Source organism: Micromonospora deserti (assembly GCF_003236335.1).
In the GTDB taxonomy this organism is placed as follows: Bacteria; Actinomycetota; Actinomycetes; order Mycobacteriales; family Micromonosporaceae; genus Micromonospora; species Micromonospora deserti.
This window is the reverse complement of sequence record NZ_POUB01000180.1, coordinates 1-12,580: the sequence shown is the minus strand read 5'-3', so window position 1 is coordinate 12,580 and position 12,580 is coordinate 1. Positions and strand designations below refer to the sequence as shown.

Here is a 12,580-nt window from a genome sequence, read left to right as displayed (position 1 = left end):
CGTCAGAGCTTGTCGATCGGGGCGTGCCGGAGCACCAGCCACATCGTCTGGTCGCCGAAGTCGATCTGTGCCCGCGCGCTCGGGCCGTGCCCCTCCACGGCGAGCACCCGACCCAGCCCGTAGCGCTGGTGGTTGACGCGGTCACCGGCCGCCACCTTCGGCCCCTGCGGCAACTCGCTCGCCGTGGTCAACCGGCTGCCGTCGACGCCGAGCCGCCGGGCCAACTGGGCCGCCTTGGGCGTACCTCCGGTGAAGCCGCCACGCCCGCCGGCCGCCCGGTCCGCGCGGTCCGCACGGCCGCCGACGCCGCCACCCCCGCCGGCCCACGAGGTGTACGACCCCTCGGTGCGCTCCCAGCGGACCAGCTCCGACGGCAGCTCCTCCAGGAACCGCGAGGGCGGGTTGTAGGCCGGCTGCCCCCAGGCCGAGCGGGTCACCGCCCGGGACAGGTAGAGGCGCTGCCGGGCCCGGGTGATGCCGACGTACGCCAGCCGGCGCTCCTCCTCCAGCTCGCGGGTGTCGCCCAGCGAGCGCAGGTGCGGGAAGACGCCGTCCTCCAGGCCGGTCAGGAAGACCACCGGGAACTCCAGCCCCTTGGCGGTGTGCAGGGTCATCAGGGTGACCACGCCCTGGTGGTCCGGGTCGTCGGTGGGGACCTGGTCGGCGTCGGCCACCAGGGCGACCTGCTCCAGGAAGCCGGCCACCGTGGCGCGCTCCCCCTCGGCGCCCAGCGCCTCGATCCGCTCGGTGTACTCCCGGGCCACGCTGACCAGTTCCTGGAGGTTGTCCACCCGGCCGGCGTCCTGCGGATCGAGGCTCTCCTCCAGCTCGGTCAGATAGCCGGAGCGGGTGAGCAGGGCCTCCAGCACCTCCTCGGGGGTGCCGGTCTCGGCCAGCTCGCGGGCGCCGTCGAGCAGGGCGACGAACTCGGCGATGCCGTTGGCCGCCCGGGTGGAGATGCCCGGGGCGTCCTTGGCCCGGCGCAGCGCGGCGCCGAACGAGATACGGTCGCGACTGGAGAGCGCCTCGACGCACGCCTCGGCCCGCTCGCCGATGCCTCGCCGCGGGGTGTTCAGGACCCGGCGCAGGCTGACCGTGTCGTCGTCGTTGACCACCGCGCGCAGGTACGCCAGCGCGTCACGGACCTCCTTGCGCTCGTAGAAGCGCACCCCGCCGACCACCTTGTAGGGCAGGCCGACTCGGATGAACACCTCCTCGAAGACCCGGGACTGGGCGTTGGTGCGGTAGAAGACGGCCACGTCGCCGGGGCGGGTGTCGCCGGAGTCGACCAGCCGGTCGATCTCCCGGCCGACCCAGTCCGCCTCGGCGTGCTCGGTGTCGGCGACGTAGCCGACGATCGGGTCGCCGGTGCCCGCCTCGCTCCACAGCCGCTTCGGCTTGCGCGAGGTGTTCCGGTCGATCACCGCGTTGGCCGCGTTCAGGATGGTCTGGGTGGAGCGGTAGTTCTGTTCCAGCAGGATCGTCCGGGCGTCGCCGAAGTCCCGCTCGAACTCCAGGATGTTGCGGATCGTCGCGCCACGGAACGCGTAGATCGACTGGTCGGCGTCGCCGACCACGCAGAGCTCGGCCGGATCGACCCCCTCGGTGCCCGAGACCAGCTCCTTGATCAGGACGTACTGGGCGTGGTTGGTGTCCTGGTACTCGTCCACCAGCACGTGCCGGAACCGCCGGCGGTAGCTCTCCGCGACGTGCGGGTGCGACTGGAGCAGGTGCACCGTCGTCATGATCAGGTCATCGAAGTCGAGCGCGTGCGCCTCACGCAGCCGCAGCTGGTAGCGGGTGTACGCCTCGGCCAGCGCCCGCTCGTTGGGCCCCTTGGCCCGGGCCTCGAACGCCTCCGGGTCGACCAATTCGTTCTTGAGATTGGAGACCTGGGCGGCCAGCCCGCGCGCCGGGTAGCGCTTCGGGTCGAGGTCGAGCTCCCGGGCCACCAGCTGCATGAGCCGGCGGGAGTCGTCGGCGTCGTAGATCGAGAAGGTGGACTTCAGCCCGGAGTGCTCGTGCTCGGCCCGCAGGATGCGGACGCACGCGGAGTGGAACGTCGACACCCACATCAGCCGGGCGCGCGGGCCGATCAGGGCGGCGACCCGTTCCTTCATCTCCCCGGCGGCCTTGTTGGTGAAGGTGATCGCGATGATCTCCCCAGGGTGCACGTCCCGCGCGGCGAGCAGGTACGCGATCCGGTGGGTGAGCACCCGGGTCTTGCCCGAGCCGGCGCCCGCGACGATCAGCAGCGGCGAGCCGGCGTGGGTGACCGCGTCCCGCTGCGGCCCGTTCAGGCCCTCGACCAGCTGGCGCGGGTCGAGGTGCGCGGCGGCGCCCGGCCGGCGCGGCGGGGTGCGGGCAGGTTCGGGCGCGGGCGGGGACACGGGGATGTCGAAGAGAGGATGCATCGCAGGGCGAGTCTATGCCGCGCGCCGGACACTTACCGCCGCGCACGCCCGGACCGCCCGGCACTGGCCCGCGGGATACCGGGCCCGGGGATTCCCGCCGCGCACGCCCGGGCGGCGGCCCTGCACCGTGCTCCACAGCACGATTCCGGCGAATCCTTGCGCGGGCGGCCGGCCGTCGGCATACTCGACGACGTGTTCGGTCAGCGCTTCTCCTTTTACTACGGCACCGGGAGTCCGGCAGCCGTGGGTCGCGCCTGATCAACCAGACCTACAGAAAGCCCCGGGCTCGCGAGCCCGGGGCTTTCTCGTCCCGGGATCCGGGCACCGGGCCCGATACCCGAGGGGTGCGACGATGATGACTGACGTGGCGGAGCAGAGCGGCGGCGCGGTGCGGAACGACCCGGCCGGCACGGATCCGACGGGGGCGGCGACGGCCCGGACCGGCACCGACGACTCGGCGGCCGCCGAGCGCATCGTGGCGATCCGGAAGCGGATCGACGAGATCGACCGCACCATCATCGAGCTGTGGCAGGAGCGGGCCGCCCTCTCCCAGGAGGTCGGGGCCACCCGGATGGCCTCCGGGGGCACCCGGCTGGTGCTCTCCCGGGAGCGGGAGATCCTGGAGCGGTTCCGCGAGGCGCTGGGCGCCGACGGCACCCAGCTCGCCCTGCTGCTGCTGCGCGCCGGCCGCGGCCCCCTGTGACCCCCGCGGCCGCCCGGGCCGCCCCACGGACAGCGGGCGGCGCGCCGGCCACCCATGGCGACCCGAGCGTGCCCCGGACCCGCAGCCGGGCGGTACGCCGGCCCACCGGCGGGCGTACCACCACGGGTGCCGGCGGCGGACGGAGGCCCGCGCCGGCGCGACCGGGCCGGAAACGACGGAACCGCCCGCCGCCGTCGCGGTGACGTCGGCAGGCGGTCCCGGGCGGGTCACGCCTCGTGGCTGTGCACGATCTCCCGCTGCTCCGCGAAGTGGCAGGCGCTCGGGTGGTCCGAGCCCTGCCGGATCTCCAGCAGCGGGACCTGCTCGGCGCAGACGTCCTGCGCCTTCCAGCAGCGGGTGCGGAACCGGCAGCCCGACGGCGGGCTGATCGGCGACGGCACGTCACCGGTGAGGCGGATGATCGCCTTGTTGTCCCGGACCGTCGGGTCCGGCACCGGCACCGCCGACAGCAGCGCCTGCGTGTACGGGTGGGTCGGCCGGTCGTAGATCTCGTCCTCGGTGCCGATCTCGACAATCTTGCCGAGGTACATCACCGCCACCCGGTCGGACAGGTGCCGCACCACCGACAGGTCGTGCGCGATGAAGACGTACGAGAGCCCCAACTCGTCCTGGAGTTTCTCCAGCAGGTTCATCACCTGGGCCTGGATGGAGACGTCCAGGGCGGAGACCGGCTCGTCGCAGACGATGATCTCCGGTCGCAGGGCGAGCGCCCGGGCGATGCCGATGCGCTGGCGCTGACCGCCGGAGAACTGGTGCGGGTACCGGTTGATGTGCTCCGGGTTCAGACCCACCAGGTCGAGCAGTTCCTTGACCTTGTCCCGGCGGCTGCCCTTCGGCGCCACCTCCGGGTGGATCTCGAACGGCTCGCCGATCAGGTCGCCGACCGTCATCCGCGGGTTCAGCGAGGTGTACGGATCCTGCATCACCAGCTGGATCTGCCGGCGCAGCCGGCGCAGCGCCGAACCGGAGAACTTGGAGATGTCCTGACCCTTGTAGTGCACGCTGCCGGCGGTCGGCTTCTCCAGGTTCATCAGCACCCGGGCCAGCGTCGACTTGCCGCAACCGGACTCGCCCACCACGCCCAGGGTCTCGCCGGGCCGCAGGTCGAAGGAGACCCCGTCGACGGCCTTGACCTGACCGATCGTCTTCTTGAACACCACACCGCGGGTGACGGGGTAGTGCTTGACCAGGTCACGGACCTCGAGGATGTTCTCAGTCACGGTTCACCAGCTCCTCGGCGAAGTGGCAGGCGCTGGCCCGGCCGGCGCCGATCTGCAGCAGCGGCGGGACCTTCTCCCGGCACACCGGCTGCGCCATCGGGCAGCGTGGGTTGAACGGGCAGCCCGGCGGGATGTTCATCAGGTTCGGCGGGAGGCCCTTGATCGTCCGGAGCTCCTGCCCCTTCTCGTCCAGCCGCGGGATCGAGTTGAGCAGGCCGAGGGTGTACGGGTGCGCCGGCTTGGCGTACAGGTCGTACACGTTGGCTTCCTCGACGATCCGGCCGGCGTACATGACCGCGATCCGGTCCGCGACGTCGGCGACCACGCCGAGGTCGTGGGTGATCAGGATCAGGCCCATCTGCCGCTCCCGCTGGAGCTCGGCGAGCAGGTCCATGATCTGGGCCTGCACCGTCACGTCGAGCGCGGTGGTCGGCTCGTCCGCGATCAGCACCTCCGGGTCGAGAGCCAGCGACATCGCGATCATCGCGCGCTGCCGCATTCCGCCGGAGAACTGGTGCGGGTAGTTGTTGAACCGGCCCTTGGCGTTGGGAATCTTGACCTGGTCGAGCATCTCGATCGCCCGCTTCTTGGCCTCGGAGCGGCCCATGCCGCGCCGCACCCGGAACTGCTCGGCGATCTGGAACCCGACGGTGAAAACCGGGTTGAGCGCGGAGAGCGCGTCCTGGAAGATCATGGCGATCCCCTCGCCGCGGATGCGGCGGCGCTCCTCGTTGGACATGCGCAGCATGTCCTTGCCGTGGAAGCGGACCTGCCCCCCGGTGACGAAACCGGGCGGCGTGTCGAGGATGCCCATGATGGTCTGGGCGGTGACGCTCTTGCCGGAGCCCGATTCGCCGAGCACGGCGAGGGTCTCCCCCGCGTCGACGTGGTAGGTGACCCCATTGATGACCTTGGCGACGCCGTCCCGGGTACGGAACTCCACGCGCAGGTCGTCAACCTCAAGCAGCCGGCCGGCGGGACGACCGGAGGTACCCGCCGCGGACTGCTCGGACACGAGAATGTCGGACAACTGAATCGCCCCTAGCGGAGTTTCGGATCGAGGGCCTCGCGGACCGCCTCACCAAGCATCACGAAGCTCAGCACGGCGGTGACGAGGAACGCGGCGGGGAAGAAGAGCAGGAACGGCGAGACGCGGATGTAGTTCTGCGCTTCGCTGATCATGATGCCCCAGGAGACCACCGGAGTCTTCAGGCCGACGCCCAGGAAGGACAGCGTCGCCTCGGCGCCGATGAACGAGCCGACCATGATCGTCCCGTACACCAGCAGCGGCGCGAGGCAGTTCGGCAGCAGGTGCTTGAGGATGATCCGACCGGTGCCGGCGCCCAACGCCCGGGCCGCGACGATGTAGTCCGCCTCCTTGGTGGCCAGCACCGAGGAGCGCATCAGCCGCATCACGACCGGCCAGCCCAGCACCATCAGCGAGAGGCTGACCAGCGCCATGATCTCCCACTTGCTGTTGCTGGTGCCCGACCCGTTGAAGGTGGTCAGGATGACGATCGCACCCAGCACGAACGGCAGGCCGAAGAAGACGTCGGCGATCCGGGAGAGCAGGGCGTCCACCCAGCCGCCCCGGTAGCCGGCGATGATCCCCATGGTGCCGCCGATCAGCAGCGTGCCGAACACCGAGACCACGGCGACCACGATGGACGCCCGGGCGCCGTAGATGACCCGGGCGTAGACGTCCCGGCCCTGCACGTCGTAGCCGAACCAGCCGTTCGCCGAGGGCTCGACCCGGCTACGCGAGAGCGACCCGTTGACCGCGTCCCCGTTGGTGAACAGCCACGGGAAGGCCGCCATCAGCAGGAAGAGGACGATGAACGCGGCGGAGATCCAGAACAGCGGCTTGCGGCGCAGGTCGCGCCAGGCGTCGCCGAGCAGGCCGCGGGGCTTCTCCTTGCGGGCGTTCTCGGGCAGCCCCGCGTTGGTGGGCGCACCGACCTCGGTCGGCCGCTCGGCGGGGGGCGTGCTCACGATCGATGCGGCAGTCGGGTCACTCATAGCGGATCCTCGGGTCCAGGGCGGCGTAGAGCAGGTCGACCAGCAGGTTCATCAACAGGTAGACCAGCACCAGGACCACCACGATGGAGACAACGGTAGCGCTCTCCTTGGTGACGATCGCCCGGAAGACCTGGCGACCGATCCCGTTGATGCCGAAGATGCCCTCGGTGACGATCGCGCCACCCATCAGGGCGCCGAGGTCGGTGCCGAGCAGCGTCACCACCGGGATGAGCGAGTTGCGCAGCAGGTGCACACCCACCACCCGGCGCATCGGCAGCCCCTTGGCGATCGCCGTGCGGACGTAGTCGGCGCGGCGGTTCTCCGCGATGCTCGTCCGGGCCACCCGCGCGATGTACGCCATCGAGGCGCTGCCCAGCACGAAGCCGGGCACGATCAGCTCGGAGATGCGCATCTCGCTGGAGACGGTGGGCTTGATGATGTGCCACTGCACGCCCAGCACCCACTGCAGCACGAAGCCGATGACGAAGACCGGCAGCGCGATCATGAAGAGGGTGGAGACCAGGACCAGGTTGTCCAGGAAGCCGTTGCGGCGCAGGCCGGTCAGCACGCCCGCGGCGAGGCCGATGACCGCCTCGATGGCCAGGGCCACCACGGCCAGCTTCAGCGTGTTCGGGTACGCGGTGGCGATGATGTCGCCGATCGGCCGACCGCTCCACGTCTGCCCGAAGTCACCCTGGAACAGGTTCTGCATGTAGTTGCCGTACTGCACCCAGAGCGGCTCATCGAGCTTGAACTTCTCGGTCATCATGTTGACGTACGAGTCCGGGCACGGACGTTCGCCGCACTTGCCGGCGAACGGGTCACCCGGCACCGACCACACGAGCCAGTAGATCAGGAACGTGGTCCCGATGAAGACCGGGATGAGTTGAAGCAGCCGTCTCAACAGATAACGGCCCATGGGGTGGTCCTCCAGACAGGGGGCGCGTCGGACGGCCGACACGGGGATGACGGACGTTGCGAGGAGATGTTGTAACACCTGCTCGCGGAACGGCCCAGGTCGGGCTCACCGGTAGGTGAGCCCGACCTGGGGTCAGACCGTTCTGGTCAGAGCTCGACCGAGCTCAGGTCCAGCTCGCCGACGTTGGTCAGCTCGAGCTTCTTGATCTTCTCCGAGTGGCCGGACTGCTGGCCGCCGAAGTAGATCGGGACCGTCGGGACGTCCTGGTCGATCAGGGCGACCGCCTCGGCGAACTTCGCGTGCGACTCCTCGAGGCTCGGCGCGGAGCTGGCCGCCTTCGCCAGGGCGTCGACATCCTTGTTGCTGTACAGGCCGTCGTTCGAGGAACCACCGGTCACGTAGAGCGGGTTGACCCAGTTCTCCACGTCCGGGTAGTCCTGCTGCCAACCGGCGCGGTACATGCCCTTCATCTTGTGGGCGTTGATGTTCTGGCGGAACACCGCGAAGGTCGGCACACCCTCGGCGCGGGCGTTGATGCCCAGGTTGGTCTTGACCTGCTGCGCGACGGCCTCCATCCACTCCTTGTGGCTGGCGTCCGCGTTGTAGTACATGACCAGCTCGCCCTGGAAGCCGCCGGCCTCGGCGAGGAGCTTCCTGGCCTCGTCGACGTTGAACTGGCAGGCGGTGCAGTTGCCCTGCTTGGCGCCCGGGGTCAGCGGGTTCGCCCAGCTGTCGGCCGGCTTGCGGGAACCGAAGAAGATCTTGTCGCTGATCTCCTGCCGGTTGATCGCCAGCGAGATCGCCCGACGCAGCTTCGCGTTCTGGAAGCGCTTGTCGTAGATCGGGAAGGCGATGATACCGGTCGACGGCGTGGTGGTCTGGATGGCCCGGTCGCCCAGGTCGGCCTTCCACTTGTCACCGGCGAGCGAGGAGACCGGAACCTGCTGCTGGAAGTCCAGGTTGCCGGAGACCAGGTCGTTGTAGGCCGCCGTGTCGTCCTGGTACAGCTTGATGTTGACGTCCTTGATCTTCAGCTTGTCGTTCAGCGTGTAGTCGTCGAAGCGCGTCAGCTTGATCTGGACGTCGTCTTCCCACGACACGAACTTCACGGGGCCGTTGCCGATCGGCTTGCGGCCGAACTCGTCCGGCTTCTGGGTGAAGAAGGCGTCCGGCAGCGGCATGAAGGTGCTGTAGCCGAGCTTGGTCGGGAACACCGCGGTCGGCGCGGCGAGCGTGACCTCGAAGGTCCAGTCGTCGACGACCTTCAGGCCGGACATCTCCTTGGCCTTGGGCTCGGGGGCCTTCTGCGGGCCCTCGGCGCCGTCCGGGTCCTCGGTGTGCACGTCCCCGAAGCCCTGGATGTCGGCGAAGAAGCTGCCGTTCTGCGCGCCGTTCGGCGAGTAGGCACCCCAGTTCCACGCGTCCACGAAGTTCTTGGCCTTGACGGGGGTGCCGTCGTGGAACTTCGTGTTCTGCTTGATCTTGACGGTGTAGACCTTGGAGTCGGTCGTCTCGATCGACTCGGCCACGGCGTTCCGCGGCGCGCCGCCGTCGTTGGGGTACTCGACCAGACCGGTCCACATCCAGTCGATGATCGCCCCACCACCGGTCTCGGTGGTGTTCGACGGGACCAGGGGGACCTCCGGCTGGGTACCGTCGATGGTGATCGCGCCGTCGGCGCTGGCGCCGGCGTCGCCGCCGTCGCTGTCGCTGCCCGAGCAGCCGGACGCGACGAGCGCGAAAGCCGCGCCCAGCGCGACCGCGCTCGTTGCCCGCTTCGAGACTCTCATTCCGAGGGGCCTCCTCTTTCTAACCTGGTTCGTCGTGGGTTTCACGCACGTCTGGGGGTGACACCGCCCCGGCGACCCGCAGTACGGTACGCCGGTTCCACCGCAGAGAAATCGGGACACCCTGATGTACCGATCCGCCGGGCCACCCCACCCGCACAGGCTCGGCACCACGCACGCGTCAACACCACGAACCACCGCTCGCCGCGGCGACCGTGGAGCTCAGACCGTACGGAGTGCCTCACACGTAGGGTGAGGTGCTGCCACTGTGACACCCACCGGCCGGTTGCGTGAAGGTGCCGTTATCAAGCCGTTAGTTGGCCGCCACGTTGCCGATACTTGAGAAAAGATCACAAAGTGCGCAAGTCGCACCCGCTCTGACCAGCTACGACAAGCTCCAGCCGGAGCTCCGCACCGCGTAGGCTCAGCAGTTGTGAGCTTCCCCGCCTCCGCTTCCCCACTCTCGGATGTCGGCCGGGCGCTGGCGGTGTTCGCCCATCCGGATGATATCGACTTCGGCTGTGCGGGCACCATCGCCACCTGGGTGGAGGAGGGTATCCAGGTCGCGTACCTGATCATCACCCGGGGTGCCGCCGGCGGTGCCGACGCGACCTCCCAGGCCGAGCTGCCCCAGCTGCGGGAGCGTGAGCAGCGGGCCGCGGCGGCCGCGGTCGGGGTACGGCAGGTCGAGTTCCTCGACGGCTACGCCGACGGGGCCCTCGCCCCGACGCCCGGCCTGCGCCGGGACATCACCGCGGTGATCCGCCGGTTCCGCCCGGACCGGGTGCTCACCAACTCGCCGCTGCGCCGGTGGGAGCAGCTGGTCGGGCCGGGCCACCCCGACCACATGGCCGTCGGCGAGGCCACCACCAGCGCGATCTACCCCGACGCGCGCAACCGGTTCGCGTACCCGGAGCTGCTGGCCGAAGGGCTTCAGCCGTGGGTGGTACGCGAGGTCTGGTACTTCGGCGGCCCCGCGCCGGACCACGTCGTCGACGTCACCGGCCAGTACGACCGCAAGGTCGCCGCGATGCGCGCGCACCGGTCCCAGACCGCGCACCTGGACGTGGAGACGTGGGTGCGGGACCAGCTCCGCACGGTGGCGGACAACGCCGGCCTGCCGGCCGGGCGGCTGGCCGAGGCGTTCACCGTGCTCCGCACCGAATGACCGGCGAACCGCGGCCCCGCGGAGCCGATCCGGGTACCGGCGGAACCGATCCGGGTACCGGCGGAACCGATCCGGGTACCGGCGGAACCGATCCGGGTACCGGCGGAACCGATCCGGGTACCGGCGGAACCGGTCCGCCCGGCGGAGCGGAGCGGGCCGGCACGGCGGAGGCCGGTGCAGCGGGTCCGGGCCCGGCGGAGGCGGCGGAACCGGCGTGGCTTCCGTCTGGAATGGGCAGGAAGAGGAGTGGATCACACCAGCCGGCGGTCGGCGGCCCACCGGGACAGCTCGTACCGGTTGGACATCTGGAGCTTGCGAAGCACGTTCGACACGTGCGTCTCGACCGTCTTGATCGAGATGTAGAGCTCCCTGGCGATCTCCTTGTACGCGTACCCCCGGGCCAGCAGCCGCAGCACCTCGCGCTCGCGGTTGGTGAGCTGGTCCAGCTCCGGGTCGGCGACCGGGGCGTCCGGCCGGGCCGCGAACGCGTCCAGCACGAACCCGGCCAGCCGGGGGCTGAACACCGCGTCGCCGTCGGCCACCCGGCGGATCGCCGCGGCCAGCTCGTCCGGCGAGATGGTCTTGGTGACGTAGCCCCGGGCGCCGGCCCGGATCAGCCCGATCACGTCCTCGGCCGCGTCCGAGACGCTCAGCGCCAGGAACTTGACCTGCGGGTGGGTACGCCGCATCGCGTCCAGCACCGCCCGACCACCGCCGTCGGGCATGTGCACGTCGAGCAGGACCACGTCCGGCAGGGTGGCGGCGATCCGGGTGACCGCCTCGCCGACCGTGCTCGCCTCACCGACCACCTCGACATGCGCGCCCAGCTCCGCGCGGACCCCCGCGCGGAACATGGCGTGGTCGTCGACGAGGAACACCCGCAGCCGCTCGGGGCGCTCACCCGCCGCCTCGACCGGTTCCATCGACTGCTCGGCCATCACCTGTCCCTTTCCGCTGTGGCCGAATCCCGGGAGATCGGCAGGATCAACCGGACCTCGGTCCCCTCCCCCGGCCCGGAGCGGATCTCCGCCCGGCCGCCGTGCCGCTTCATCCGCCCGATGATCGAGCCCCGGACGCCGTGCCGGTGATCCCCCACCGTATCCGGGTCGAAGCCCTTGCCCCGGTCCCGCACGAAGACGCTGACCTGATCGGGCTCGACCTCGGCGTAGAGCGAGACGGTCTGCACCGCGGCGTGCCGGGCCGCGTTCACCAGCGCCTCGCGGGCGGCGGCCACCAGGGCGCCGACCCGCTCGTCGGTCTCCCGGTCACCGACCACCACCGCCTCCACCGTGATGGCGAAGGTGTCCTCCACCTCGGCGGCGGCCTGCTCCAGGGCGGCGGCGAAGCGTTCGGCGGGTGAGGCGGTCGGCTTGTAGAGCCAGTTGCGCAGGGAGCGCTCCTGCCCGCGGGCGAGCCGCTGGACGGTTTTGACGTCGGCGGCGTTGCGCTGTATCAGGGCGAGCGTGTGCAGCACCTGGTCGTGCACCATGGCGGCCAGTTCGGCCCGCTCCTGTTCCCGGATGCGCCCCTCGCGCTCCGAGCGGAGCTGGTTCCACGTCCGCCAGAGCACCGGCGCGGCGACGACGCCGACCCCGGCGAGCCCGACCAGCGCGAAGATCACACCGTTGAGCACGGCGTCGAAGTTCTGCGCCGGGGAGTAGACCGCGGCGACGCCGATGATGCCGACCGCGACCAGCACCCCGCCGCCAATGAACCGGAGCACGAAGGCTCGTCGGTCGCTCTCCTCCACCACCGCGCCCAGCCACGGCACCGGCATCGAGTCGCCCCACTGCCGCCGCCGCTCCGGAGCGGACTGGTGCCAGATCACCCCGGCGCCGACCGCGATGATCGCGACCAGCCAGCCGGCGGTGCCGGCCGCGCCCACCGAGTCGAAGACCATCACCTGCACCAGCAGGACACCCAGCCCGATCGCCACGAACGGCAGCAGCTGGGCAACGTCACGGCGGGGCGGGACGGCGGTGTCGCCGGGCCGCAGCGGCACCACCGCCCAGAAGGCCGCGTAGAGCAGCAGGCCGAGCCCGCTCAGCCCGAGCAGCACCATGAAGGCGACCCGGACCCGCAGCACCGAGATGCCGAGGTGGTCGGCGATGCCGGCGGCCACCCCGGCCGCCATCCGGTGCTCGGGGGCGCGGTAGAGGCGAGGTGGCGGGGTCACGGTGCTGATCGGAGTCTCCCTGGTCACGGCGGGCACGGCGCGGGCGACCATCCGGTGCCGGCGCCGGTTCGATCGTCACACGGCCCAGGGCGGCCCGACCACGGGGACGCCCCCGACATTCGACGTCCCGGGATCTCAGGGTGGGGTCAGGGT

Annotated in this window: 10 protein-coding genes; 2 read left to right on the top strand and 8 right to left on the bottom strand. The window is 70.5% G+C overall.

Annotation, left to right across the window (positions count from 1 at the left end; genetic code table 11):
• Positions 1–2 precede the first annotated feature (2 nt).
• Positions 3–2,414: a DNA helicase PcrA gene (pcrA, locus tag C1I99_RS22020; RefSeq protein WP_111136115.1), complete on the bottom strand. Its 2,412-nt coding sequence runs from the start codon at positions 2,412–2,414 to the stop codon at positions 3–5.
• A 352-nt stretch (positions 2,415–2,766) separates the two neighbouring features.
• Here pcrA and C1I99_RS22015 point away from each other — a divergent pair, with 352 nt between their 5' ends.
• The gene (locus tag C1I99_RS22015; RefSeq protein WP_111136114.1) at positions 2,767–3,117 is read left to right on the top strand and encodes a chorismate mutase; all 351 of its coding nucleotides are present in this window, start codon (positions 2,767–2,769) and stop codon (positions 3,115–3,117) included.
• A 227-nt stretch (positions 3,118–3,344) separates the two neighbouring features.
• Here C1I99_RS22015 and C1I99_RS22010 read toward each other — a convergent pair whose 3' ends face one another.
• The 5 genes from C1I99_RS22010 to C1I99_RS21990 form a co-directional block, all read right to left on the bottom strand.
• Positions 3,345–4,358, bottom strand: coding sequence for an ABC transporter ATP-binding protein (locus C1I99_RS22010; protein ID WP_111136113.1), 1,014 nt, complete (start codon positions 4,356–4,358; stop codon positions 3,345–3,347).
• Entirely contained in the window at positions 4,351–5,373 is a 1,023-nt protein-coding gene (locus C1I99_RS22005; RefSeq protein WP_111136112.1) for an ABC transporter ATP-binding protein, read from the bottom strand. Before C1I99_RS22005 ends, C1I99_RS22010 begins: the two co-directional genes overlap by 8 nt.
• Positions 5,374–5,399: 26 nt before the next feature.
• Positions 5,400–6,377, bottom strand: coding sequence for an ABC transporter permease (locus tag C1I99_RS22000; RefSeq protein WP_111136111.1), 978 nt, complete (start codon positions 6,375–6,377; stop codon positions 5,400–5,402).
• Positions 6,370–7,296: an ABC transporter permease gene (locus C1I99_RS21995; RefSeq protein WP_111136110.1), complete on the bottom strand. Its 927-nt coding sequence runs from the start codon at positions 7,294–7,296 to the stop codon at positions 6,370–6,372. Before C1I99_RS21995 ends, C1I99_RS22000 begins: the two co-directional genes overlap by 8 nt.
• A 146-nt stretch (positions 7,297–7,442) precedes the next feature.
• Positions 7,443–9,086, bottom strand: a complete 1,644-nt coding sequence (locus C1I99_RS21990) for a peptide ABC transporter substrate-binding protein (RefSeq protein WP_111136109.1) — start codon at positions 9,084–9,086, stop codon at positions 7,443–7,445.
• Positions 9,087–9,516: 430 nt separating this feature from the next.
• Between C1I99_RS21990 and C1I99_RS21985 the strand changes: the two genes are divergently transcribed.
• A complete protein-coding gene (locus C1I99_RS21985; RefSeq protein WP_199562338.1) occupies positions 9,517–10,251 on the top strand; it encodes a PIG-L deacetylase family protein in 735 nt (244 codons plus the stop codon).
• 251 nt (positions 10,252–10,502) lie between these two features.
• Here the strand turns inward: C1I99_RS21985 and C1I99_RS21980 are convergent, their stop codons facing one another.
• On the bottom strand, positions 10,503–11,189 hold the full coding sequence (locus tag C1I99_RS21980) for a response regulator (protein WP_111136108.1): 687 nt from the start codon (positions 11,187–11,189) through the stop codon (positions 10,503–10,505).
• Positions 11,189–12,454: an ATP-binding protein gene (locus C1I99_RS21975; RefSeq protein ID WP_111136116.1), complete on the bottom strand. Its 1,266-nt coding sequence runs from the start codon at positions 12,452–12,454 to the stop codon at positions 11,189–11,191. Before C1I99_RS21975 ends, C1I99_RS21980 begins: the two co-directional genes overlap by 1 nt.
• Positions 12,455–12,580 lie beyond the last annotated feature (126 nt).